The organism is Paludibacterium paludis, assembly GCF_018802605.1.
Lineage (GTDB): Bacteria > Pseudomonadota > Gammaproteobacteria > Burkholderiales > Chromobacteriaceae > Paludibacterium > Paludibacterium paludis.
In genome coordinates, this window is record NZ_CP069161.1 from 1731961 (window position 1) to 1756879 (window position 24919).

17 protein-coding genes, 1 other RNA gene and 1 pseudogene are annotated in these 24919 nt (G+C 55.6%); 8 read left to right on the forward strand and 11 right to left on the reverse strand.

Annotated features, from left to right (window positions below; translation table 11 throughout):
* Window positions 1–87 precede the first annotated feature (87 nt).
* The 4 genes and pseudogenes from JNO50_RS07865 to JNO50_RS18930 form a co-directional block, all read left to right on the forward strand.
* On the forward strand, window positions 88–1014 hold the full coding sequence (locus JNO50_RS07865) for a LysR family transcriptional regulator (protein ID WP_189535824.1): 927 nt from the start codon (window positions 88–90) through the stop codon (window positions 1012–1014).
* A 263-nt stretch (window positions 1015–1277) separates the two neighbouring features.
* Window positions 1278–2084 (forward strand): hypothetical protein, encoded by an 807-nt coding sequence (locus JNO50_RS07870; RefSeq protein WP_189535822.1) that lies wholly within the window; start codon window positions 1278–1280, stop codon window positions 2082–2084.
* Between the two features lie 1094 nt (window positions 2085–3178).
* Entirely contained in the window at window positions 3179–8059 is a 4881-nt protein-coding gene (locus tag JNO50_RS07875; RefSeq protein WP_189535820.1) for a PAS domain S-box protein, read from the forward strand.
* Between the two features lie 153 nt (window positions 8060–8212).
* Window positions 8213–8320, forward strand: a pseudogene (locus JNO50_RS18930) (IS5/IS1182 family transposase); the annotation flags it as partial.
* Window positions 8321–8343: 23 nt separating this feature from the next.
* Here JNO50_RS18930 and JNO50_RS07880 read toward each other — a convergent pair.
* From JNO50_RS07880 to JNO50_RS07890, 3 genes are all read right to left on the reverse strand, one after another.
* Window positions 8344–8823 (reverse strand): hypothetical protein, encoded by a 480-nt coding sequence (locus JNO50_RS07880; RefSeq protein ID WP_189535818.1) that lies wholly within the window; start codon window positions 8821–8823, stop codon window positions 8344–8346.
* A gap of 63 nt (window positions 8824–8886) precedes the next feature.
* A complete protein-coding gene (locus tag JNO50_RS07885; RefSeq protein WP_215796524.1) occupies window positions 8887–9819 on the reverse strand; it encodes an IS5 family transposase in 933 nt (310 codons plus the stop codon).
* A 461-nt stretch (window positions 9820–10280) separates the two neighbouring features.
* On the reverse strand, window positions 10281–11114 hold the full coding sequence (locus JNO50_RS07890; protein ID WP_189534597.1) for a TIR domain-containing protein: 834 nt from the start codon (window positions 11112–11114) through the stop codon (window positions 10281–10283).
* Window positions 11115–11457: 343 nt separating this feature from the next.
* On the opposite strand from JNO50_RS07890, the gene JNO50_RS07895 reads away from it, so the two are divergent.
* Together JNO50_RS07895 and JNO50_RS07900 are read left to right on the forward strand one after the other, a co-directional pair.
* Window positions 11458–11937, forward strand: coding sequence for a tyrosine-type recombinase/integrase (locus JNO50_RS07895; protein WP_229804717.1), 480 nt, complete (start codon window positions 11458–11460; stop codon window positions 11935–11937).
* Between the two features lie 361 nt (window positions 11938–12298).
* Complete coding sequence (locus JNO50_RS07900; RefSeq protein WP_229804720.1) at window positions 12299–13903, forward strand: DUF262 domain-containing protein; 1605 nt, start codon at window positions 12299–12301, stop codon at window positions 13901–13903.
* 441 nt (window positions 13904–14344) lie between these two features.
* Here JNO50_RS07900 and JNO50_RS07905 read toward each other — a convergent pair whose 3' ends face one another.
* The 6 genes from JNO50_RS07905 to JNO50_RS07930 form a co-directional block, all read right to left on the reverse strand.
* Window positions 14345–15085, reverse strand: coding sequence for a DUF3800 domain-containing protein (locus JNO50_RS07905; RefSeq protein WP_189534593.1), 741 nt, complete (start codon window positions 15083–15085; stop codon window positions 14345–14347).
* Entirely contained in the window at window positions 15082–16338 is a 1257-nt protein-coding gene (locus tag JNO50_RS07910; RefSeq protein ID WP_189534591.1) for a tyrosine-type recombinase/integrase, read from the reverse strand. The genes JNO50_RS07905 and JNO50_RS07910 overlap by 4 nt, the downstream gene beginning before the upstream one ends.
* A gap of 385 nt (window positions 16339–16723) precedes the next feature.
* Window positions 16724–17088, reverse strand: a transfer-messenger RNA (tmRNA) gene (ssrA, locus tag JNO50_RS07915).
* Between the two features lie 59 nt (window positions 17089–17147).
* The gene (locus JNO50_RS07920; protein ID WP_189534589.1) at window positions 17148–19331 is read right to left on the reverse strand and encodes a peptidase domain-containing ABC transporter; all 2184 of its coding nucleotides are present in this window, start codon (window positions 19329–19331) and stop codon (window positions 17148–17150) included.
* Window positions 19328–20212 (reverse strand): HlyD family secretion protein, encoded by an 885-nt coding sequence (locus tag JNO50_RS07925; RefSeq protein ID WP_215796525.1) that lies wholly within the window; start codon window positions 20210–20212, stop codon window positions 19328–19330. The genes JNO50_RS07920 and JNO50_RS07925 overlap by 4 nt, the downstream gene beginning before the upstream one ends.
* Window positions 20209–20376 carry a biotin/lipoyl attachment domain-containing protein gene (locus JNO50_RS07930; RefSeq protein ID WP_215796526.1) on the reverse strand — a complete coding sequence of 56 codons (168 nt, stop codon included), beginning with the start codon at window positions 20374–20376 and terminating at the stop codon, window positions 20209–20211. Before JNO50_RS07930 ends, JNO50_RS07925 begins: the two co-directional genes overlap by 4 nt.
* 39 nt (window positions 20377–20415) lie before the next feature.
* On the opposite strand from JNO50_RS07930, the gene JNO50_RS07935 reads away from it, so the two are divergent.
* Both JNO50_RS07935 and JNO50_RS18935 read left to right on the forward strand, forming a co-directional pair.
* Complete coding sequence (locus tag JNO50_RS07935; protein ID WP_215796527.1) at window positions 20416–20676, forward strand: hypothetical protein; 261 nt, start codon at window positions 20416–20418, stop codon at window positions 20674–20676.
* A 159-nt stretch (window positions 20677–20835) separates the two neighbouring features.
* Window positions 20836–21018: a hypothetical protein gene (locus JNO50_RS18935; RefSeq protein ID WP_229804712.1), complete on the forward strand. Its 183-nt coding sequence runs from the start codon at window positions 20836–20838 to the stop codon at window positions 21016–21018.
* A gap of 1566 nt (window positions 21019–22584) precedes the next feature.
* Here JNO50_RS18935 and JNO50_RS07945 read toward each other — a convergent pair.
* Together JNO50_RS07945 and ilvA are read right to left on the reverse strand one after the other, a co-directional pair.
* Entirely contained in the window at window positions 22585–23232 is a 648-nt protein-coding gene (locus JNO50_RS07945; RefSeq protein WP_189534585.1) for an HAD family hydrolase, read from the reverse strand.
* Window positions 23233–23240: 8 nt separating this feature from the next.
* Entirely contained in the window at window positions 23241–24770 is a 1530-nt protein-coding gene (ilvA, locus tag JNO50_RS07950) for a threonine ammonia-lyase, biosynthetic (RefSeq protein ID WP_189534582.1), read from the reverse strand.
* Window positions 24771–24919 lie beyond the last annotated feature (149 nt).

Below are 24919 nucleotides of genomic sequence, written 5' to 3' on the forward strand. Positions count from 1 at the left end.
CTTCGATAGCGATGGACGCAGTGTGCCCGCTTTACTTTTGCGTAAAAACTGGCTTATAAACGAAATTATTTTGATTTCAATTCAATAATGAAAGTCACGCTCGATGAACTTCAGGCTTTTACCTCGGTGGTGGACACCGGCTCGATCACCGCGGCGGCGCCGCAGCTCGGTCTGACCGTATCGGCGACAAGCCGCTCGCTCGCCCGGCTTGAGGAGAAGCTGAAGACGACGCTGCTGCGCCGGACCACGCGCCGTCTTGAGCTGACCGAGGAGGGCCGGGCGTTCCTGCAGAATGCGCGGGCGATCATCGACTCGGTCGAAAGCGCGGAGGAGCAGATGCTCGCGCGGCGCGAGATGCCGGCTGGCCGTCTGCGGATCGACGCCGCGACACCGTTCATGCTGCATGTGATCGTACCGCTGGTGCGCGGCTATCGCGAACGGTTTGCGCAGGTGGAGCTGGAGTTGAACAGCAACGAGGGCATCATCGATCTGCTCGAGCGGCGCACCGACGTCGCGATCCGGATCGGTCGCCTGAAGGATTCGACGCTGCACAGCCGGCTGGTCGGCCACAGCCGGGTGCGCATCCTCGCCAGTCCCGACTACCTTGACAGACACGGGCTGCCGGATACGGTCGAGGCGCTTGGCAAGCATGCGCTGCTGGGTTTCAATCAACCCGAATCGCTGAACGTGTGGCCGATTCTCGGCGCGGACGGCGAGCCGTACCGGATCGCGCCCGCGGTATGGACGTCGAGCGGTGAGACGCTCAGACAGCTCGCGCTCGACGGGGCCGGCATCGTCTGCCTGTCGGATTTCATGACCGCAGGAGACCGCGAATCCGGGCGTCTTGTTCAGATCCTCTCGCAACATACCCAGGATGTGCGGCAGCCGATTCATGCCGTTTACTACCGGAATACCGCGCTTTCCTCGCGTATCGCATCGTTTGTCGATTATCTGGTGGAAGCGCTCGCCGACAAGGCTCCTGCGGGTCGGGCCGTGTTGTGGTCGACCCAATGAGGTCCGCTTCGGGCCTGAGTGTCTCTCGGGACCCAAGTCGTTTTTCCGGTTCGATTCGGTCAGGCTAGATCCATTGCGTTTCCTTACACGCAAACCGGATGAGTTTGGAAAAAACGAGGGTATGCAAGGTAGCGTGCATCAGCGTAAAACTCGGATAATCCACCTGAAACGATAGCGGGTCGATGAGATCTTCGAAGCATAGGGCGCCGGATGCAGGGCGCTATGCTATAGTTGAAGATATATTCAAATGCTGGATGAGATTTATGAGCTTACAGACATTTATTGGAAAGCAGGTTCTTGGTGTGCTTGCTTTTTATCGTCATGGCAAGACCATCATACATATATGCTGTGTCTATCCGCTGTTTGATAACAGCTTGAAGATATTTTTTCCTCGTGGCCACTCCCTGGTATTGGGCGATTTTGCCACGATTCATCTTGATAACAGAACCGGTGTTTATGAATTCGATTCTGATATCAAAGTATACCGTGCTTCTTATAAGGGCCATGTGTCAGAGGTCGATGGTGATTGGTTGACGCTGACGGCAAGGGAATGCATCGTAGTGCATGGGATGTCCCCGGTTCTCAGTCTAAAGGAACCTGGATATGAGTTTCCAAAGGATTGCAGGCCTGAACGGGCCATCAGCAAGTCGCCGCTGAACACCATCCCCAAGTTTGCAGACAAGGATTTCCCTAATAAAGTTGGTGTGCTGGTTACTGAGGCGATTGAACAACCCCATACAACGGTGCTGGCATTCCTGTCATCAGAGGATGATGATATATTTCTGATTACTTTTCCCGAGACATTCAAGTCGAAGCTATTGAAGAGGAGCGCTCATTGCTATTTTGTTATGGATGAGCGCGCGTCCTATACCTTCGAAAAATCCATAGAATGGAATTACACGATAATTGAGGGAGAAGCCTACTCTATTGAACGCAGTGACCCTGTTTTTGAGGAGGTTAGACAGGCGTTTATCGATAAAAACCCATGGGAGTTGCCATTCTTTATAAGGCAGGATCTTGAGATGTATCATATCAAGAGGGAGAAGATCGTTTTCCCGGGCGCGCTATAGACTATACCGCGCTGTATAGGTTTTCAAATCAATGCGTGACCTCATGGCGCTAACTGAGGTTATCCTCGGATAAAAGTTTGCGAGTATGTTTGAAAGTTGCGGCTTCGCTCTTGCATGGCTTGTATGGCATGTATCTGTTTCACGACTTTAATTGCGACATGCCATCGTGTCTATAGGCGGGTTGTTGCATGTGTGTATGTGGTGCGCAGGTTGCCATTGGGTTCTTTACGCGATAACTCCTTCTGGAGTGTGTCCTGTGCGCACTGCAATTAGGCGACTTGGCCAGTTTGCGCAGTCAGGAAAACATTTCAAACGCTTTGCATTCAAGTAAGAAAAGGCGAGTTGAGTAACGCCTTTTATTGCTTCGGAAATGACTCACTGCCTATAACTTCGCATTCTTCCCCTGCAGCCAACGTCAAACTTTGGAATGTGTCAGTTTATGCGGTGGAGATCTGTCGCTATGGCTGACGTATTTTTCGATTTATGAAAAATCAGCAGTGGAAGATCTGTGCGCGCGAGGCGCATGGAATGACGAGTTCGGCAATAGAACGCCTCGTAGGAATCAAGAGAAGGTTCCTGATGCGATCAGGGGCGTGATAGCGCGCACCTTCGCAGTGAAGGTGCGTTTTTTCAACCGATCGTCGTCAATCGTCAACGTGGTGCTTGCCGGCTTGGTCTGATTGCCCGAACTCATGGTTCGAAACCATATTGGATCCCGCCATATGAAATAATTGCTTTAATGTTTCGTGTAAATTAATAAGTATTATTGTCTGTTTTTGCCTGCGTCAAAGTAGCCCTCCGTCCGTATTTTCAGTGTTGTTTAAAGAATCGCGCGCTTAATTGTCATTCTCACTTGTCCATATTCTTGGAATACCAGTTGATGCTGAGGGTAATTTTTAGGCGGCAGCGGGTCGATCAGGTTTGTGGATAGTGTAGATAGTGCGGGTCATATGTCATATTCTGATGGTGTCAGGTTGCAGGATTTTATCGGGCGCATCCTTGACGTCCTCCGACTTTCATTGCTTGAGTCGATACATCGCCTTCTGAATGATAAGCCGGATCAGATGGTCTGAACTCGAAAAGGGGGGGGCTGCATGCGTGAATGTTCCCATATGACTCGAGCCGGTCGATATGGTGCCATTGTTCTGCTTCTTGGTTGTCTGGTCAGCGCGCTCTTGGCCTGGCAGATTCAACAGGACAATCAAAAACAGTTGGCAATGTCGCTGCGACAAGCGTTGGGTGATATGTCGAACGAGGTTCACGAGCGTTTCAAGCTGTATCAGTATGGCTTGCGCGGGATGCGGGGGACGGTCGTTACCGCCGAGGAATCGCTGAGCTTTGGCAAAGTTCTTCGCTATATGCAGACTCGGGATCTGGATGGCGAGTTTCGCGGGGCAGGGGGGTTCGGGTATATCCAGCGCGTGGCTCCTGAACAGGTGGCTGGTTTTTTGCGGCAAGCACGCGCCGATCAGCAGCCGGACTTTCAGATTCGGGAACTCAAGCCCAACCCCGGAGAGCGTTTTGTTATCCGTTATATCTTGCCGCTGAAGCCAAATGCGAAGGCGGTGGGACTCGATATTGCCTCTGAGGATCACCGGCGTCAGGCCGCTGTCGCAGCGATGACATCCGGCACGCCTCAGCTTACCGCCCCGATCACCTTGGTGCAGGCTTCAGGCAAGCCAACGCAGGCTTTTTTGTTCCTGCTGGCGATCTACAGAAACGGTGTCATGCCAGCATCCATTCGGGCTCGGTATGAGCAGACCATCGGTTGGAGTTATACCCCCTTGCTGATAGAGGATGTATTGGGCGAACTCAGAAAAACCCCGGACTATCTTCAGCTGCAGCTAGTCGATATCACCGATCCCAAGCATCCCATTCCCTTTTATCAGCCACGACACAGTATTCAAAACATGCCCTCCGCCGAGTTGACGCGTGACGTTTTCGGGCGGCAATGGCAGATTCGACTCTTTGCCGGCCCTGCTTTTATCCGGCAGTTGAATCAACCCTCGGCATTACAGACATTTGTTTTTGGGTGCATGGGAAGTGTCCTGCTGGCTGCTCTGCTGATGGCGTTAAGTCTCAACAGGTTTCGTCGCAATGAACTCTATGCTCAGCAGGCAAGACTGGCTGCCATTGTTTCCAGCTCGGCCGATGGCATCATCGGTTTTCAAAGCGATGGCACGATCACCTCCTGGAATAATGGCGCGACAACGTTGTTTGGCTACCATGCGGAAGAGGTCATCGGCCTTAAGGTCGCTAACCTGTTGGTTCCCGAGGCGTTGCAAGCCGAAGAGGCGTTTATCCTGCAGCGGATCCGGGAGGGACGTCTGTTACCCGGTTTGGAAACCCGCCGGCAGCATAAAAGCGGCAAACTGCTGGATGTCTCCTTGACGGCGTCTCCGATTCTGGATACGCAGGGTCAGGTGGTGGGCGGATCCAAGACGCTACGTGATATCAGCGAGCACAAGCAGGCGGAAGCGCAGATTCACGAACTGAATAGCAATCTGGAAACTCTGGTGGCCAGACGTACGCAAGAACTGGCGCATGCCAATCAGCTGCTGGAAAGTGTGTTGAATGCGGCTACGCAGGTCGCGATCATCGCCACCGACCCTCAAGGACTCATCACGCTGTTTAATCGTGGCGCGGAGCTGATGCTGGGTTTTCGGGCGTCGGACATGCTGCACAAAGTCAGCCCTCTCCGGATTCACGTTGGGTCCGAAATCAGCGAGCGCCGCGCCGCGCTAGAGCAGAGTCACCAGATTGAGATCGCGGATTTTCACGCATTGGTTTTTCAGGCCGATCTATCAGGGGCCGAAGTGCGGGAATGGACCTACGTCCGCAAAGATGGCAGCCCATTCTCGGTATCCCTTGCCGTTACTCCCATTCTTGATGAACAGGGCGGCAGTAACGGCTATTTGTTCATCGCCATCGATATCAGCCAACGCCTTCAGGCCCAGCATCAATTGGCGACCAGCCTGGCGACCACCCAAGCTATTCTGAACACCGCTCCCAACCCTGTGTTCACCATCAATCCGCAGGGCATCATTCAGTCTTTCAACCAGGCGGGAGAAGATATCTTTGGCTGGTCAAGCGAGCAAATTATCGGTCAACCCCTGGACCGGTTGCTGCCGCAGTTGACGCCTGAGAAATACCGGCAATTGCTGCAGGAAGGGCATGTGTCCGGAGGCAGTCAGAGAGTTGAAGTGCAGGCGAAATGCCGGGATGGTCGTTGCTTTCCCGCGCAACTCAGCCTTGGCGGACATCTGTCGGCCGGGGAGCATGTCGCCGTCGCGGTATTGACCGACCTGTCGCTACTGCAACAACAGCAGGCAGAAGTGCTGGTTACGCGTGATCAATTGGAAATGGCGGCCAATGTGGCTGAACTGGGTGTATGGACCTGGGTTCTGGCGAATAACTCCCTGCACTGGAATGATCGCATGTATGAAATGTATGGCTGGCCAATCAGTTTGAGAGAAGAAGGCATCGATTATTCCCACTGGTACAGCCGGGTACATCCGGATGATATTGCCGTTACCGAAAAAGCCTTGCTGGATGCTGTCGCGGGGAAAGCTGCATATACGCCGATCTTCCGTGTGCAGCGCCCTGATGGCAGTTGCATTTATATCCAGGCTGGCGCGCAAATTGAACGCGATAGTCACGGCAACGCGGTGCGTGTCACGGGCATAAATCGAGATATCACCTCCCAGTTGCAGCTGGAGGGGCATTTACGCGAGGCCAAAGAGCGGGCGGATGCCGCCAGCGCGGCCAAGTCGACTTTTCTCGCGAACATGAGCCACGAAATCCGTACTCCGATGAATGCCGTGCTCGGTATGCTGCAGTTGCTCAAGCAGACGGCACTGACGGATCGTCAGCTTGACTATGTCACCAAGGCCCAGGGCGCAGGCACTGCGCTGCTAGGCTTGCTGAATGATATTCTCGATTACTCGAAGATCGAGGCGGGTAAGCTGCAACTCGATGTGCACGCCTTTGATCTGGACGATTTGCTGCATGACTTGTCGATCGTATTGACGGGTAATCAGGGGGATAAGGATGTTGAAGTCATGTTCGACATCGATCTTGACCTTCCGCGGCAGTTGATCGGCGACAGTCTGCGTCTGTTGCAGGTGCTGATCAACCTTACCGGCAATGCGCTCAAATTTACTTCTCACGGGCTGGTTCAGCTACTCGTCGCCACTCTTTCACGTTCCGATGATCGGGTGCTGCTGCGTTTTACCGTCAAGGATACAGGCATTGGTATCAGCCCGGAACAACAGACGCGTATCTTTGATGGTTTTACCCAGGCTGAAACATCGACTTCCCGACGCTATGGCGGTACCGGATTGGGACTGGTCATCAGTCAACGGCTGATTCAGCTGATGGGTGGGCGGCTGCAGCTGGAAAGCCAGCCGGGTGTCGGCAGCAGCTTCTGGTTCGATATCTGGTTGCCGGTGGCGGATTGTACGCCGCTGGTCGAGCAAACCCGTTGGCCAACCAGGTCGTTGCGGGTTCTTGTGGTGGAAGACAACCCTCTGGTTGCGGAATTGGTCATGCGAACCATCCAGTCACTGGGGTGGCAGTCCCATCTGGTTGGAGGAGGTCTGGCCGCCGTGGAGGCCACTTTTCAGGCTCAGGAACAAGGTAATGACTACGACGTTATTTTGATGGACTGGAAAATGCCGGACATTGACGGCTTGACCGCCGCCCGGTTGATTCGTGACAGGCTGCAGAGTAACGGTCATATACCCATTGTAATTATGCTTACTGCGCATGACAGAGAAATGCTTGCCGCCAATTTGCAGCAAGACGATGTGCCGTACGTTGACTTGCTGACTAAGCCGGTTACCCCTACCCAACTATTGCATTCCATCTCCCGCGCCATGCAGGGGCCGTTCGGGCAGATCGCGATTGCGCCCGATCCCGGCCCGCGACGGTTAGAGGGGCGGCATATTCTTGTCGTTGAAGACAACGCGCTCAACCGGCAGATTGTGGTGGAGTTGCTGAGCCATGAAGGCGCTCGAATCGCTGTGGCCGAAGGTGGACTGTCCGGTGTGGCACAAGTATTGAAAGGAGAGGATCTTTTCGATGCCGTGTTGATGGACATGCAAATGCCCGATATCGATGGATTGGAGGCCACACGAAGAATCCGGGCTGACGAGCGTTTTGCGCGCCTGCCCATCATCGCCATGACCGCAAATGCCTCTCTTGGTGACAGGGCCGAATGCCTTGCCGCCGGGATGAATGATCACATCGGCAAGCCGGTGGATTTGGAGCAACTGCTCCATGTGTTGCTGACTCACTGTGCCGAGCCGCCAGTGATACCTTCTGATTCGATTGTGCCGGGTGAGGATTCGTGTCCTGCTGTCATTGAGGCGTTGGAAAGCATTACGCTTCGGTTCGGGGGAAGGCTGGAGGTATACCGCGCTGCGCTCATGCAATTCATGCCGCAGATGCAAACGTTGCTGGCGGCGCTTGAACGTGCGGACCGCGAGGCGGATATACGCACATGCAAGCGGCTGTGTCATAGCATCAAGGGCAGTGCGGCAACATTGGGAGCTCAGGCACTTTCCCGGCAGGCCGCGATTCTCGAAGACGCGTGTCGCGCAGGCCGGTCTCCGGGGCGCGAGGCCATTGCGAGGCTCTCTGACATGCTCAATGAAGCAGATACGCTGTTGCAACAGGCTTTACCCGAAGCCCCCGCCAGCGGCAACCCTCCCGTTACCTGGGATGGCCGCACTGTGTTGCAGCAACTGGAAACCATGCAAGCCTTGTTGAGAGATAGCAACCTGAAAGCATTGGACATGCTGAACGATATGCCTCTGCATGCGCCTGAACCTCATGCCCAGCAATTTGATGAGTTGCGCCGTCAAATACAATCGCTGGACTTTCTGGCGGCCGACCGGACCGCTCAGTCGTTGATGCAGGACTTGCAGTCGGAGATGGCGCGGTTGCATAGCACCGGGGCAGCCCAATCGTAGGGCTTGACTGCTTGAAGTAGCCGGGGCTGGCTACGGGAGAGGATCAGAGGGCGCAATACGGCATTGAAGGGGCTTTGTTGCATAACCCCGCCATCCGCTGCGGTATGCTAAGGCGATGAACACCGCAGCACATCAGAACAAGAAGCGCAGCAACGCTACACGACCACCAACTGGCATGACGACGACGCGGCCCTGACCGCACGCGGATCTCTGCTGGTCTGGCTCGACAAAGACATGAAGTGGCTGGCGAAACCTGCCGGCAACAGTTGATTGGTTTTCAGGTTTTATAAGGCACGGTAAATTAATCGGCCGCCAGCGGTTTTAACAACCCCATTCTCAAAAACAACAATTACCCGAATTTCATCATGAAATACAACGCTAGTGAGCATATTTCTCTCAACGTACACTGCCACAAGTGTCTGTAACCTGTCCGGCGCGATTGGTTGATCATTCAGTGAAAATTTATGCTCTTTGAGATAATTTTCCACAGCCGCTTTGTGGGTGCCAACCAGAATATATTTTTTGACGATCCCTGAAATGTCGATATTTGCGTCTTTATTTGATTCGCGAATTTTTTTAATGTCACCTACAATGTCATTTGCCATGGCGCACCCCTGGACAATAAAGAAAACTCCTGCCAATATTGCGGTTGCTAATTTTTTCATCTCTAAATAATCCTCCTGTCTATTAAATACGCTGAACGCTATTAATCCGGCAGATAAATACCGTACGGCTGCCTTACGCGGCGTAGCGGATCTTTTCATGCCGGAAATGGCTTTGTTGCATAAATCGGCCGAGGATTGAGCTTCCCCTTTCCCCAGGCAGATTTATGCCATAGCCACCGTTTGCGGTCGGCCAAGCACGCTGAAGCGATTCAGAATGGCGGCGCGCACTTGCAGCTCCGCCACCTGGCAGTCGAAGTCTCTGGCCATCACTCGTTCACCCAGCCGTTTGAAACAGCGCATCTTGGTTTCCACCAGGCTGCGGCGGTGGTAGCCGCTCCAGCGCTTCCAGATCGCCCGGCCCAGCCGTTTCGAGGCTCGGAGAATCTCATTGCGCGCCAACACGCCCGGCGATGTCCCTTTCCATGGCCTGCCATTCTTGCGGGTGGGGATGCGCGCATCGGCGCTGCGTGCGGCAATGGCTTCATGGCAGGTCTTGGTGTCGTAAGCGCCATCGCCGCTGACGCTGGCAACGGGTTCATTGGGCGGGATTTGTTGCAGTAGGGATGGCAGCATCTGTGCATCCCCCTGTCGGTTGTCGGTGACCTCAATGGCCCGAATTTCCAAGGTTTCTGCGTCGATGCCCAGATGCACTTTGCGCCATTGGCGGCGGTATTCCGCGCCATGCTTCTTGGTTTTCCATTCGCCTTCGCCCAGCATCTTGATGCCAGTGCTATCCACCAACAGATGCAAAGCGCCCTGGCTGTGGCGATAAGGGATGTTGACCTGTAGCGTTTTCTGGCGGCGGCATACCGTGCTGTAGTCTGGAGCCGTCCAGCCGAGGCCCGCGAGTTTGAGCAGGCTTTGCACGAAGCCGATGGACTGCCTGAGCGCTAAGCCGAACAGGCATTTGATGGTCAGGCAGAACTGAATGGCAGCGTCGCTATAGGTTTGCGCCCGCCCGAGCTTACCCTGGGGCTTGGCCTGCCAGGCCAGGTCTCGATCCAGCCAAACAGACAAGGAGCCGCGCTGGATCAGGGCGCGGTTGTAGGCTGACCAATTGGTGGTTTTGTACTTCGTAGGGACGGGCTTGGCCATGCCATCATTCTACCAAGCCTGGACCTGGGCGGATTTGTGCAACAAAGCCGATCATGCCACGAAGTATTTGGTAAAGGTCGCTATATCGATCACGACAGCTACGGCCATTCAAAACCCGTCTGAACCAAGAGGTAGATAATTGGTGCATAGCAGCCAGTTTTTAACCAAAGGCAGAAGCTCAGCTCCGGCTGATGACTGGTCGCTAGGTGAATTGCGGCTATCAGTGGCAGCATCTTGGCCTTTGCGGTCGTTCGCGCGGCCGACTCGAAGAGCATGCTCAGATACCAAAACCGGACATTCACCCATCTGTTGGGCAAATATCCGGTTTTATCTTTTGCCAACGGCCGGAATAGACCCAAAGGCGACGGTCAGACTTTAGTGAAGCAGACTTTCAACGTCTGAACTCATCAGGGGACGACAAAAAGCTGCGTTTTTTGTCGTCCCCTGGAATGATGGGTTAGTTAAAGTAGCTTATTCATGTCAAATGAGTAGCCGGCATTGCACAGCTCTTTCGCAACCAAAAGATGCCATGCACCATGCCTGTCGAGAGGCACATAAACTACCCCACTAATATCATTTGGGATTTCTACATCCTCCTTAACCAAGGCGCAAACATTGTGACGCCCAAGCTTGCCAATTAAGTAACCATGCTCAAATACAACGTTTTGCCTAGCGCGCGATTTCTGCGTTTTTTCACCAGCCAGACCGCCAATATCACAGGGTGTGTACAAGACGATGGCGAACCCCACGTTTGTATGTGCCTCAATTTTCTCGATAATGGTTTTTCCAGAACTTGCTTGTTCATGAAGAATGATCGCAGAAAAACCAAGCTTCTCGATAAAACGCGCCGCCTCAGTTTTTGCAAGATCATCTCGGCCGTGAACAATAAATACCTTGGTTAGATCAGGCGCGGTTGGACTATTTTTCGTCGCGCTCTTGGCTGGAAAAAAGGATTTTGCTTTGTCAAAAACTGTGGTTGTGATGTCTTTTGTGTGTTTGTCGTATCCAACTATGTCACTCGGCGATACAAACATAAATACACCAGATGGCATATGGTCATTTTCGTATTTCGAAAGTTCTTGTGTGGTTTTTTGTGTTTCTTTAATCGTAATGCGTTTTATTTCTCCGAAATTGAGAAAGTAGCCATCAAACTGGAAGTCCTCTTTCCTGAGATATGGATAGACAATTCTCTCTTCGATTTCCGTCAGGTCAGTTTTGTCTAGTTCGAAGTACTGCTTGTTTCTCCCAGCCTTGCCAACTTTCTCAGAAGTTTCGATAAGTACTTGGTAATACATTTATGAATTTCCTCCGCTGGAAAATTGGTCTGGGCTAACTTTTAGCAGACGGACCTATGGTCCGTCTACGGTTAATAGTGCGGACAGATAAAATCCACGTTAAATGTTTGATTTACAAATAATAAATATTCAACCTATCCGTATACGCATATCAACAGCACTGACAGAAGAGTGAAGGATAACAGCGCCTGAATGTCCGCTTTAGGCGCTTAATGTCGAAGGTCCGAAATTGGCTGATAGCACCAATTAGGCATAGTACTACTGAGCAGATAATACCAGCAACATCGAATAATCAGACTTCAGATAGCAACCAAGGAGTCTGTTATGGAAACGATTCAGAAGCGTGAAGCATGGAACAAGGGCAAGCTGCGTCGGGCAGAAACCACCGCTGAAGCTTAAAGATATTTGGGCAATTCGTATTCATCTTCAGAATGCCCATGCCGTGCGTGATCTGGCCATGTTCAACTTGGCAATCGACAGCAAACAGCGAGGCTGTGATCTGGTCAACTTACGAGTACGAGACATCTGCCATGGAGCACAGATTCCTTCTCGTGCCATGATCATTCAGCGGAAAACGCAACGTCCAGTGCAATTTGAACTAACGGAACCGACAGGATCGGCGGTTGCCGCCTGGATGGAAAAGGCTCATCTGCGGGGTGCAGATCAATACCTCTTCCCGAGCAGAGTCAAATGCTCGCCCCATATCTCCACACGCCAGTATGCGCGGATCGTCCATCATTGGGCCGAGGCGGCCGGCCGGGCTGGACTCATCTCTCTACAGAACCCACTCGACGCGGCGGACCAAAGCCACGCTGATCTATAAGCGAACCAAAAACCTACGAGCGGTGCAGCTGTTGTTGGTGCATCCCAAACTGGAAAGCACGGTGCGGTACCTCGGCATTGAGGTAGATGATGCGTTGGAGATTTACGAGCAAACTGAGATCTGACCTACTCCAGCGGTAGCGCATATTTTTGCAAACGTCTGCTTTCCTATGTCATGTCGCGTGCGTACAATCGGCCAGAAGCGGTCACTGCGGTAGCACTCGCAAACCCGCCACTAAAGCGCTTACGGTATATGCTTTCGTGCTTAATTGATCCAAGGGGAAAAACCTGTGTCACAAGTTCAGGAAATTAACATTCAGCTTGATGGAATCAGTAATGTCTTGAAGACACGGCGATTCCGAGTGCCAGCGTATCAGCGTTCCTTCGCATGGGAGCCGGAGCACGTGCAAGCACTCCTTGCCGATATACACGAAGCTATAATGAGTAAGGAAAAGGAATACTTTCTTGGTTCCATCGTAGTAACAGGTCCCGTCGAACGACGCTACGAGGTCGTTGATGGTCAGCAAAGGTTAACGTCAGTGAGCCTCTTAATTTCCGCGATTCGGGACAAATTCCGTGACGACAATGATCACGAGGCGGAGACGTCGATTCGAAATGACTTCCTTGCCAACGTAGATCGAAAGACAAAAGAGCGGGAGCCAAAACTGACACTAAATGAGGTTGACAACGAACTCTATCAAGAGCTCCTGGAGGACAAGCATGCCATTGATGCGCTTCGCTATCCACGTCAATCTCACAAACGACTGTTGGCTGCTGCTGATTGCATGCGCAAATACATCGATGAAATATGCGAGGAAGCGCCAGACCCCGAGGAGGCTCTGCATGATTGGCTTGACTACTTGGAATCGAATCTAAAGGTCATCCTTGTAACTGCTCCGGACGATAGCAACGCTTTTGTTATTTTCGAGACCCTCAATGATCGTGGGCTAGAACTCGCCATTTCTGATCTACTGAAAAACTATCTATTCCACCGGTCTGGTGAAAAGCTTGAAGAGACAAAGAATCGATGGCTAACAATGGTTGCCACGCTGGAAAGTGCATCCGATGACCCCCTCGTAGTGACTTATCTTCGTCATTTTGCAATGTCAAAGTACGGTCTCATTCGGGAAAAAGATCTTTTCGGGGTCATAAAGAAGAAGGTTACGAGCAAGAAGGCTGCTTTGCAGTTCTCCACTGAATTGAGTAATGCCGCAAAGACGTACGCGGCACTGATCAATACGGATCACGAGCTCTGGTCTAAGTATGACGCGAACGTTCGCGATGCTGTCTCTGCCCTGAATCTCCTTGGCATGGCGCAGGTTCGTCCTCTCTTGCTGGCGATCTTGGATAAGTTGGAACCCAAGAAGGTTTCCGCAGCCTTTAAGAAACTGGTAGCCGTGGCTGTTAGGTTTCAAATTGTTGGAGGTGCTGGTGGCGGTACTCTGGAGCGCATTTATAGTGATGCAGCTCGCGGCGTCTCAGAAGGAAAGCTGACATCGATAGATGATATTTTGAAGGGATTCACGACACTGCCGGCTGATTCTGCGTTTATTGCAGCATTCTCCGTTGCATCGATATCAAAACAGGGGCTCGCTAGATTTTATCTTCGCATGCTTGAGACCGCAGCACCCGGTGTATCTGGGGAGCTAGTGCCAAATGCAAACACAGATCGGGTCAATCTTGAGCACGTATTGCCTCTTACATTGAGCGACAAGTGGACTAAAGATTGGAGCGCTGATGATGCTAAGGCGTACCAACGGCGCCTCGGAAACATGGCCATCATGGCAGCAAAGGCAAACAGTTCTCTTGGGAATGACGAATTTTCAAAGAAGAAACTCGTCCTTGCAAAGTCCCAATTTTCCTTTACCAAGTTGATCAACGAATACGAAAAATGGGACATCTCCGCAATCGAGAATCGACAATTGAGGATGGCCGAAGTCGCGGCAAGAATCTGGTCCATTAAATAAGCCATCTTGGCTGTAATGTCTGTTTTGACTGCTGCTATCGGTCTGTTTTGGGTCGAAAGCGGCCCTAAGCTGCTTAGGAATGCAGTCATTCAGACTGGGGGTTGGGGTTATCGCAATAGTCCGCTAGCTGAATGATTGCTGACGTTGCACAGGCTCCCCCCTTGTGGCTGCTAAGGCCGAATAGTTGACGGAGCAAGTTCGTGCGCTCAGCGGCCAAAACGGCGATCACCCTGTCTGCGCCAAGGCTTGCTTGCCGGGGGAGCTCGCTTTGGGCCGCTGCCGGTTTCCTTGGCCATCATGCTCGGGTTGTACAACGACGGGTCACGGGGTCTTGAACGGGCGGCTTCATCGCGGTAGGATGGTGGCAAATGGGCTGCGACTACGCCGCCGGCGCTGGGCTTCTGCGAAAGTGGAGGCCCTTCGGCTTTTTGGGGACAGGGGTTAGGGGAACAGCCTGAGTCCCGATCCCGGCGGGCACTCGCCGGTGCGCCGATACCATTTGCCGAGCAGGGCCTCGGCCGCCCGGTTGGCCTGCTCCGGGCGCAGGATGGACAGGCCGATCGGACGGGCGGTCAGGTCGGCGAGCTGTAGCCCTTCCGAATTGGTTTTCTTGTCCGCGACGATCAGCGCGAAGGGAAGGGCGCAGGCGTGACCGTTGTCGCCGCCGACCAGGCGGCGGAACTCCTCGTGCAATTCCGCATCTTCCTTGGCGCCACGCGCTTCGCAAATCACATGGGTCAGCCGTCCGTCCTGGCCGTGCTCCCGCAGCCGCAGATACAAGCCCTCCAGTCCGAACTCCAGCGCCAGATGATAGGGATGCAGGTCCCGCCCGTGCTCGCGCAGCCGGCGCTTGTCGATGACGACCGCAAACAGCTCGAACGCGGCGTCGCGGATCAGGTCGGTCAGGGCGGTCATGAACGCCTCCCGGGGCGCTTTGGACAGCCGGGCGAACGGTCCCTGTTTGCGGCGCAGTTCGGATTCATGCAGCACGACAAGGTCGTGGCCGAAAGTGGTGAACTTCAGCCGGCGGATCGCCGGAGTCAGTTGCTCGGTATAGTCGCGTTTGCGGAACAGGCAGAACGACAGCACGAACAGGGGGTAGCGTTCGCATACCGAGGTCAGGCTGTGATCGCCGCTTTCGTCGACGAACACCACGTAGTCGCTGAAATCCGGGGCCGTCATCGCGATGCCTCCGACCGGACGGTTTTGCCGCGGCGCGACGGTGCCGCGGGTCGGGGCGGAGGATCGGCGTGGCGCAGGGTGTCGAGGTAATCGGCCCAGGCTTGCATCATCTCGGTGCGCTCGACGAGGTATTCGGCCTTGTTGTAGGTGCCGCGTACCGAATGGCTCGACGAGTGCGCGAGTTGCCGCTCGATCGCGTCCGGATTCCAGCCTTGCTCGTTGAGCAGCGTGCTGGCCATGTGCCGGAAGCCATGCCCCGTCATTTCGTCACTGGCGAACCCCAGGCGCCGCAAGGCGGCATTGACGGTGTTGTTGCTCATCGGACGCTGGGCGCTGCGTGCGCCGGGAAAAACGTAGCTGCGCCTGCCGGTCAGGGCGTGCAGTTCGCGGAACAGTTCGAGCGCCTGGCGGGACAGGGGGACGAGGTGCTCCACGCGCATTTTCATGCGGGCGGCCGGGATGCGCCACAGTCCCTGCTCGAGATCGAACTCGCTCCATTCGGCCTTGCGCAGTTCGCCCGGACGGACAAACACCAGTGGCGCGAGCAGCAGTGCGAACCGGGTCACGGGCGCGCCCCGGTAACCGTCGATGGCGCGCAGCAGCGGGCCGATCTCGGCGGGGTTGGTGATGGTCGCGTACGACGACTTGACCACCGGCGCGAGCGCGCCGCGCAGGGCGGCGGACGGATCCTGGATCGCGCGGCCGGTGGCGATCGCGTAACGGAACACCTGCCCGCAAATCTGCAGGATGCGCCGGGCGGTTTCCCGCGCGCCGCGCTGCTCGACGCGCTGCAGGGTCTTGAGCAGCATGGGTGCGGTGATCTCCGCGATCGGCCGGTCGCCGAGCCAGGGGAACAGGTTCTGCTCGAGGCGGGCCCACACCGTGCGGGCATGACCGGGGGTCCAGACGGGACGCAGCTTGGCATGCCACTCCCGGCACAGCACCGCGAACACCGATTCGGCCTGCAGGCGCTCGGTCTGCGCGGTTTCGCGGCGCTGCTGCAGCGGGTCGCGACCCTGCTTCACTAGCTTCCTCGCGGCATCGCGCAGCTCGCGGGCCTGCCGGAGCGTGGTGGCGGGGTAGACGCCCAGCGCGAGGCACTTCTCCTTGCCCTGGAAGCGGTATTTCAAACGAAAGTATTTCGAGCCGTTGGGCATGACTTGCAGGTACATGCCGAAACCATCGGTCAATCGGTACATCTTGCCGTCCGGATCCGGCCGGGCGGTCCGGCACGCCGTATCGGTGAGGGGCATGACTCCTCCTTCTGAGGGCAGACAATCGGGAACGCGGCCCGGGAAACACAGGGTTTCGCCCGGGGTATGGCGTCACCTTGCGGGGTCTGGCAGGAGAGCGTCAATGGCGGGATGCGGGTTCGATTCCCATGCGATGGCAGATCATATCGGCCCGTTCCGGAACGCCGGAAAGGCAGGCCAGGCAAGGGTTGTGGCGCTGGGGGCATCGCACTGGGTGCACAGTGGTCGGAATCGGCAAGCGTACCCCCCTGCATACCCCGGAATGGTTCGGGTTGCCCCGGTTTCGGGTGACACGGGGCGAAAAAAGCAAAAGCCCCGGAAGGGTGATTTTCCGGGGCTTTCGGCCGTTTTTGCGACGGCCTGCGCTGTGCTGCTTTTTCGAATGTGGTGGAGGCGGCGGGAATCGAACCCGCGTCCGAAAGTCCTCTACAGGGAGTTCTACATACTTAGCCTTGTCTACTTGAATTTAACCCCGACCACGCCGACGGGCAGGCTTGGGAGAGGCGAGTCACCTAGAGTTTCATTCCGGATCAAGTGACCCGATACGGAACTAGCTGATGTAAATGACACTGCGGGAGTTGCCTCCACGGCCCATCAGCGAGCCGTTGCAGTGCGCTAAGCCGGTTATTAAGCGGCTACTGCGTAAGTTTCGTCGTTTGCGACTATATAAATTCAGTGTTTTACGGGGTGACTGAAATCCCGGTATGCCCTCGTCTGCTTCGCAACCCCCGTCGAAACCAGGTCGCCCCCAGATTTGGAACGCTCACTATACCGTAAAGCCCGACGGGCGTCTATGTGTTGTACCAGTCTTAGGTGGCATTGGCAGCCACTTGGCAGGCTTCGACGATTTCGTTTGGCGGGGCTTTCGAGGGGCGGGTTATTACATCCTGCACGATACGCCCGTCATCCAGCACGACGACGCGCTCCGCTGTGGCAATCGTTTCCGGTCGGTGCGCGACCAGCAGGCGGGTCATGGCGATCTGCGCCACCGCGGCATTGACCCGCCGTTCGTTTTCGATATCCAGATGGCTGGTCGCCTCGTCGAGCATCAGGATGCGCGGCTCGCGGTACAGCGCCCGGGTCAGCAGGATACGCTGCTTCTGGCCTCCGGAGAGTCCCGAGCCGATGTCGCCGACCAAGGTGTTGTAGCTCATCGGCATGGTGGTTATCTCGTCATGTACCGCCGCCAGCGCGGCACATTGTTCAATCCGATCCTGATCCGGGTGCGAATCAAAAAAACTGATGTTGTCCGCGATGCTGCCCGAGAATAACTGGTCGTCCTGCATGACTGTGCCGAGCATCTTGCGGTAGTTGTCTACCCCCAAATGTGCAAGACGGATGCCGCCGACCAGAATCTCGCCATCGGTGGGTTCCAGCAAGCCCAAGAGCAGCTTGACCAGCGTTGTCTTGCCGCAACCGGAAGGACCCGTTAGTGCGACGCATTGGCCGGCCGGCACGGTCAGGTTGAGCCCATTGAGCACATAGGGCTCATTGTCCGAATAGCGAAACGCCACTTGACGGAGTTCGAGGCTTGGCGTCAGCCCGGCGAGGTCGGTCTCTCCGGTTGGCTCATCCGCTTCCGGGGTGGTCAGCACGATATCCGCGACGCGCTCGCCGTGCAGTCGCATCATGGACAGCTCGAACAAACGGTCGATCAATGCCGCCATACGCTGGCTGAACTGGTCCTTGTAGCTGAGGAAGGCGAACAGCATGCCGACCGAAAACCGTTGCTCCATCACCGCCAGCGCAGCCAGCCAGATCACCGTGATGCGCTCCAGACCGAACAGCAGAGTATTGGCGGTCTGGAAAGAAATCGACAGGCGAGCGATACGCAGCTCGGCATTGAACTGCTCGGCCATCAGATTCATCCAGCCGATATGGCGCTCGTGCTGGCGGCTGAACAGACGCACGCTCTGCACGCCACGGGTAGACTCCAAAAAATGGCTCTGCTGGCGGGCGGCATGGATGATCTGCTCTGCCGTGGCCTCGCGTAAGGCGCGGAACGCTACCCCGCGCAACGCGCCATAGAGTCCGACCACCAGTAGGGACACTCCTGCCAGTGGTATGCTGTAAAGCAGCATAGCGCCGAGCGTGGCCAGCACCAGCACTCCGTCGATGATCCCTTCGACGAAGTGGCTGGTCAGTTTCTGCTGGATGGTCTGAATCGAACCAAAACGCGAGACGATATCGCCAAGGTGGCGCTTCTCGAACCAAGGCAGCGGCAAGCGCAGCAAATGACGGAAGGCATTGCCGAGCCACTGGAAATTGAGGTCGGTGGACAACGTGATGGTGACCCAGGAGCGCACAGCCCCGATCATGGCCTGTATCGCGGCCAACAGCAGGAAACCGAGGCCCAGCACCGTGATCAGATCGCGGTCGGCGGCCACCAGCGCCTCGTCGACGATCCATTGCAAATAGAATGGCATGGTTAGAGCACACACCTGCAAGGCCAGTCCGAGGAGCAGGATCTGCCCGAGGCCGTACCCCAGCCCGTCGACGCGGCCCATCAACGACCGCGGTGTGAACAACTGACGCGTTTCCTGCGGCCGGAACGCCTCGCCGGGCATCAGCTCCAAGGCCACACCCGTGAAGTGCCGGGCCAGCTCCGCCAGGCGCAGACGCCGCGCTCCAACTGCGGGATCGTGGATCACGGCATAGCGTGTGTTTACCGCCTTGAGTACCACGAAATGGGTCATGTCCCAGTGCAGAACGCATGGCAACGCCAACTGAGGCAAGTGCTCCATGTCAAGCTTCAGCGGGCGGACCGTCAGTCCCAATCCCGTTGCCATGGCGATCAGGTTCTTCAGGGTCGCGCCCTTGAGCGATAGCGAAAAGCGCCGACGCAAACTGGCGACATCGGACCGATATTCCCAATAGCTGGCAATCATCGCCAAACAAGCGAGACCGCATTCGGCCGCTTCGGTCTGCAGTCGCACGGGCAAGTGCCGGCGACGCCAGAACTGCAAGAGAGGGGTGGCTTGATGCACGGTCATACTTTACCTCCCACGCTATAGAGCGGGTCGAGAACCCATTCATACAGGCGGCGGGTTTCCAGCTGTACGCTGGCCTCCACACGCATGCCGCTTTTGAGGGCGTGCGCACGTCCATAGGCCAGCACCTCCTGCCGCTCCAGCCGTACCCGGATCCGGTACACCGGCTCGCTGCCGTACGCCGCACCTCGGACGCCCAATGGACTCAACTCCTCGGCCGACAATGCGCCGCTGGAAATTTCGCGAACTACTCCGCGGAACGGCCCGAACTTCTGGTACGGATAGGCCGGATAGCGCAACAGAACTGTCATACCGGGCTTGATGAAGCCGGTTGCTTGGGATGGCGCATACAATTCGGCTTCCAGCGGCGACCCTTGCGGCACTAGGGATGCCAGTGTTTGTGTAGTGGTGACGGTTTGCCCAACGGTTGCGGTCAATGCAGATAGGGTGCCTGCGTGCGGTGCGCGGATCAGAATGCGCCGGCGTGCCTCGTTCTCGGCCAGATCCTGCTCAAGGCGCGCCACGTCACGCCCGGCCGAGGCCAGATCCCGTTGCATCTGGATGCGCTGATCGGCCAGGTCGGCGGCGGCGCTGTCACGGTCGCGCCCAGCAGCGGAGCGTGCGAGCTGTAATTCGCCGAGCCGTTCCTGTTGGTCCAGCCACTCGGCTTGCTTGTCTTGTAGTGCGGCGGGGGCAATGAAATGGGCTTCCATCAAGCGCTGGAAACGCGCCACCGCGGCTTCGGCCAAGGCGGCGCGGCGCTGCTGCAAGGCAATTTGGCCATCAAGACGCAGGATATCGGCGCCCAACTCGTCGAAGCGGCGCTGTAGCGCGGCAAGACGCTGAACGGCCTGTTGCCGAATGGCGTGGGTGTCGCTATTCAAACTGTCCCGGCGCGCGTAACCAGCGCACTGACTGTGTTGCCCACGTCACCTTGTGCGGCGCTGCTGCGCTGGCTGTCCAACACATAGAGGACCTGGCCCGCCGTGACCGATTGTCCCTCGGCCACCGGTTTGCCGACGATCACACCGTCTTGCAGGGGGAGCACGCGAATCAATCCTTGAGTCGGTAACAGCTGCCCGGAGACGTGCGCCTTGCGGGTTTACTGGAAGACGTAGAAAAAGAGGATGGGCACGATGGCAATCGCGCAGAACAGCAGCGTCAACAGGGAATGGCTGATGGAGCGGGTCAGCAGGATGTGACCGAAGCGGCGAGCGTTACTTTGCTCAAGAGCTTGCTTCCTGAAAATGATGGTCATGGTTTAAATGATTTGAATGATTTGTTTTTGAAAATAGGTGGTATCTTCTCGTTTGTTTTAATTTTGTGTGTGTTTTGTCTGTGTTGTTGACGTTATTGTGTGAAAATAAAATATTCGATAGTTCCCAGTGTTAAAATGTAGGCGTTAATGGCTGAGTGTATGAGGCATGTTGAAATAAATGCGCTGATTTTAGATGATTTTTGATTGATTATATAATTTGTGGAAAAGTACCATCCACCTGCCGGAGCCATGAATAATACCATCGTTAGGCCACTTTTTATGTGGCCAATCGAGAATAAAAAAATACTTATTGAGATTTGTTTTGTTTTGTTCATTCCTAATAATTTAGTTATTTCTATGATGCAAAATTGGAATATGAAAGTTTCAATTACAGGGGTGCTGGATATCGCAATCAATACGCGTTTTAGCTGAGGTAATTCTATTTCGGCTATTTTTTCAGGTGAGTAGGGGGTTATAACTCGGAAGATTGCTAGTGCGGTTATGAATATTGCTAGTTCATAAAACAAACGTAACGATAGTGTTGTTGAGGAAAGCCTATTTAAATTTTTTATGCGTTTCTCTGTTAGAGAAAAGGCGATTTCTCTCGTGATGGTTGTGATCTCTTTTAGCGTCACCAAATTCGTCCCTACTTCTATAGTGTAGGGAGGAACGTTTTATTTGCTTCTCCCTATTTTATGTCGAATTTATTTTGTATGGAGAGCTGGTTAAGCTTATCGTGCTCCCCCCGCAATAACCGCCTTGTCCACAACTTGACCTCTCCACATCACTTAAAGATGGTCCTGGTCCAGATGCTTTTTCACGTGCCCAACTGAAATCGGCGCCGATTGTCCCTTCGATAATATGCTGTCGGACAATATCGTAAATTCTTTTTTGCCATCCAGCGCCTGATACATGGCTTATCTCTTGAATTGTTAGTTATTGCATTTTTATCTTCTTTTTACAATTAACTATATGTTTAATATAATGAATATTAGCCTAATGGATAATAGGCGTATAATTCTAATGTATTTGATTTTTTATTCAACTGTCATTTTTGACAGGGTTGTCAGTTGCCGATCAGGTCTGCGGTCTTTACCCGGTATATGTTTGGCATTGTTGGGTGCAATTAATCACACGAGGTGGTCGCCGATAATTTGCCAGCAACGGATTTTGCTGTATGAAGCAATGGCTACTCATCTTTGATGGAGACCTCGTTTCGGGCGGGGTTGAAAACTCTTACGGGAACTCCCTCTACGGCAAGGTCGGGTCTCAGCGGCGCAAGCCCATCGTTCCAGTTTGCTGGCAAGGGCAAGTCGCGCAGGCTCTATGAATTGGTGCGAAGGCGGCGACCGCATACGAGGAAGGACGGGGGGTGTGGATGCGCTCGATTCCCGGGGTGTACGCTGCACGAAACCTGGAGCAAGTGGAAATCCTGATGAGCTCCGGCCCGATGACGCTTCCGTGGATCTGGATTGTTGTGGGGTGGCGGCACAGGATGGGTGCCACCGCGAGCTCAAGCGCGGCATGACTGCGTGTTTAGAACGACCAATCGATCTCGTCAAAGCTATCCGGGTTACGCTGCAGCATTTCCACTACCCGATGCCATACGCCTGAGTGCGCCCATCGTCGGAAACGCGAATACACCGTTTTCCACGGGCCGTCGCATTCCGACAAGCACGCCATGGCACGCCGGTCTCAAGGCGAACATAATGCCTCACGATGGCGCGGTGATCGTGGTAGCGGCGGCCAGCCGTTAGTCTATGGGGCAAGACGGGCTTCAGCACCGCGCCTATTATCCCTCGGTCAGTTCATGGCGACGCACTGTCATGGCTATTCTCGCTTGATGGTCTGATCATCAGACCATCAAGCGGGCTGAATGGTTTGCAGACAGAGCCTTGAGGAGTGGAACCCCAATCCGGCGGAAGAAAAGCGCTTGGCGGGCCTGCGTGAGTGGGGTGATGTCCAGGTATGGAGCGCGAGGCGTTCTCCTCCGGATGCTCAGAGCAGCCCGAGCAGTTCCAGAGGGTGGTCGATCGCGTGATCGGCGCCCCATTCATGGGGCCGGTCTTCGTCCGACAGGTAGCCCCAGTTGGCGAGAACCGTGCGCATGCCGACATTTCTGCCAGCGATGATGTCGCGCTCCGCGTCGCCCACGTAAACGCAGTGAACCGGATCGACCCCGATCAGCTCGGCCGCGTGCAGCATCGGTCGGGGGTTGGGCTTGGCGACCCCGACCGTGTCGCCGCTGACGACAACGTCCGGCGGGAGCGGAAAGGGCAGGGTCGGCACCAGGTGATCCGTGAAGCGCATCGGCTTGTTGGTGATGATGCCCCAGGGCAGGCCTTTTTTGGCGATGGCTTCCAGCATCGGCACCACGCCATCGAACAGTGTCGTCTGCTCGGTGAAGCCGTTGGCGTACTCATCGAGAAAACGCAGTCGCAAGGGCTCGAAATCGGGATGGTCGGCCGCGATGCCGAACCCGAGACTGACCAGCGCGCGCGCGCCGTGGGAGGCGAGGGGACGGATGGCGGAATAGGGCTGGGTCGGCAGCCCTTCTTCCAGTAACAGACGGTTCAGCGCGCCGCCCAGGTCCAGCGCGGTGTCGGCGAGCGTGCCATCGAGGTCGAATAGAACGGCTTTGATCATGTCGTGCATCAGCGAGTTGTCTTTCCCAGAAAGAGTTTATACGCCGGGTTCTCGGTCTCATCAATCCATGGATAGCCCAGCGACTCCAGAAAACCGGCGAAGCTTTCCGCATCCTCGGGGGGGACCTGGATGCCGATCAGCACCCGGCCATAGTCGGCGCCATGATTCCGGTAATGAAACAGGCTGATGTTCCAGTCGGTGCGCATGGACTCGAGAAACCGCATCAACGCGCCGGGCCGCTCCGGAAATTCGAAGTGCAGCACGCGTTCGTGTCGCAATTGCGGGGCATGACCGCCCACCAGGTGGCGAATATGCAGCTTGGCCAGTTCGTTGTCGGTCAGGTCGATGCCGTCAAGATGGTGGTTCCCAAGATCGGAAAGCAGTTTGCCGACATCGTCCTTCGACGCGATCTGCACGCCGACGAAGACATGCGCCGTCTCCGGATCGGCGTAGCGGTAGTTGAATTCGGTAATGCTGCGCGAGCCGATAGCCGCGCAAAAGGCCTTGAAGCTGCCCGGGCGTTCGGGAATCGTGACGGCGATCACCGCTTCGCGGCGTTCACCCAGTTCCGAACGCTCCGACACATGGCGCAAACGGTCGAAATTCATGTTGGCGCCGCAATTGACGGCGACCAGTGTCTCGCCACGCAGTCCTTCGCGCTCCGCGTAGGCCTTGGCGCCGGCCACGGCAAGCGCTCCAGCCGGTTCGGAGATGGAGCGGGTGTCCTCGAAAATGTCCTTGATGGCGGCGCAGATCGCATCGGTGTCGACCAGGATGATTTCATCGAGCAATTCGCGGCACAGACGGAAGGTTTCGGCGCCGACCAGCTTGACGGCCACCCCGTCGGCGAACAGACCGACATCCTTGAGTTCCACACGTTCGCCCCGTTCGATCGATTGGCGCATCGCGTCCGAGTCGACAGGCTGCACGCCGATGATGCGGATTTCCGGTTTGAGCCGCTTGATGTATGCGGCGACGCCGGCGGCGAGCCCTCCGCCGCCGATCGCCACGAACACCGCATGAATCGGCCCGGCGTGCTGGCGCAGGATTTCCATGCCGATGGTGCCCTGGCCCGCGATCACGTCCGGGTCGTCGAAAGGGGGGATGTAGGTGGCGCCAAGCTCCCCGGTCAGGGTGACGGCGTGCCGGTAGGCGTCGGAGTAGGAGTCGCCGGTCAGCACGACTCGCCCGCCGAGGCGGGTGACCGCGTCGATCTTGATCGCGGGGGTCGTCACCGGCATGACGATGTGCGCCGCGCAGTTGAGCCGGCTCGCCGCAAGGGCGACGCCCTGGGCATGATTGCCGGCCGACGCGGTGACCACGCCGCGGGCCAGTTCCTCCGGACTCAGGCGCGACATCTTGTTATAGGCGCCGCGCAACTTGAAAGAGAACACCGGTTGCAGATCTTCGCGCTTGAGCAGCAGGGTGTTGCCGATTCTGCGCGAGAGATTGGGGGCCAGTTCCAGCGGGGTTTCGATGGCCACGTCGTAGACGCGTGAAGTCAGTATCCGTTCCAGATAGTCGTTCTGTTCTCGCATGATTTCGCCTTTGTCCATATGTTTGCTGTTTTTATGACAGAGTATCAGCAAGGCGACGGCTCCGGAAAGTGTTGTGCTGCATAGCAGCAAGAATGCGGAACCTCGATGTCACATTCCATGGGAACAGGGCTGGCGAGTTGTGTATAATC

Bases quoted from the DNA above. Each gene is read 5' to 3' on its own strand.
- JNO50_RS07920 (WP_189534589.1), bottom strand. From the start codon at position 19,331: ATGACCGTGCATCAAGCCACCCCTCTCTTGCAGTTCTGGCGTCGCCGG.
- JNO50_RS07890 (WP_189534597.1), bottom strand. From the start codon at position 11,114: ATGTATTACCAAGTACTTATCGAAACTTCTGAGAAAGTTGGCAAGGCT.
- JNO50_RS07880 (WP_189535818.1), bottom strand. From the start codon at position 8,823: ATGAAAAGATCCGCTACGCCGCGTAAGGCAGCCGTACGGTATTTATCT.
- JNO50_RS18935 (WP_229804712.1), top strand. From the start codon at position 20,836: ATGAATAATACCATCGTTAGGCCACTTTTTATGTGGCCAATCGAGAAT.
- JNO50_RS07870 (WP_189535822.1), top strand. From the start codon at position 1,278: ATGAGCTTACAGACATTTATTGGAAAGCAGGTTCTTGGTGTGCTTGCT.
- JNO50_RS07875 (WP_189535820.1), top strand. From the start codon at position 3,179: ATGCGTGAATGTTCCCATATGACTCGAGCCGGTCGATATGGTGCCATT.
- JNO50_RS07885 (WP_215796524.1), bottom strand. From the start codon at position 9,819: ATGGCCAAGCCCGTCCCTACGAAGTACAAAACCACCAATTGGTCAGCC.
- JNO50_RS07910 (WP_189534591.1), bottom strand. From the start codon at position 16,338: ATGCCCCTCACCGATACGGCGTGCCGGACCGCCCGGCCGGATCCGGAC.
- JNO50_RS07905 (WP_189534593.1), bottom strand. From the start codon at position 15,085: ATGACGGCCCCGGATTTCAGCGACTACGTGGTGTTCGTCGACGAAAGC.
- JNO50_RS07945 (WP_189534585.1), bottom strand. From the start codon at position 23,232: ATGATCAAAGCCGTTCTATTCGACCTCGATGGCACGCTCGCCGACACC.
- ilvA (WP_189534582.1), bottom strand. From the start codon at position 24,770: ATGCGAGAACAGAACGACTATCTGGAACGGATACTGACTTCACGCGTC.
- JNO50_RS07865 (WP_189535824.1), top strand. From the start codon at position 88: ATGAAAGTCACGCTCGATGAACTTCAGGCTTTTACCTCGGTGGTGGAC.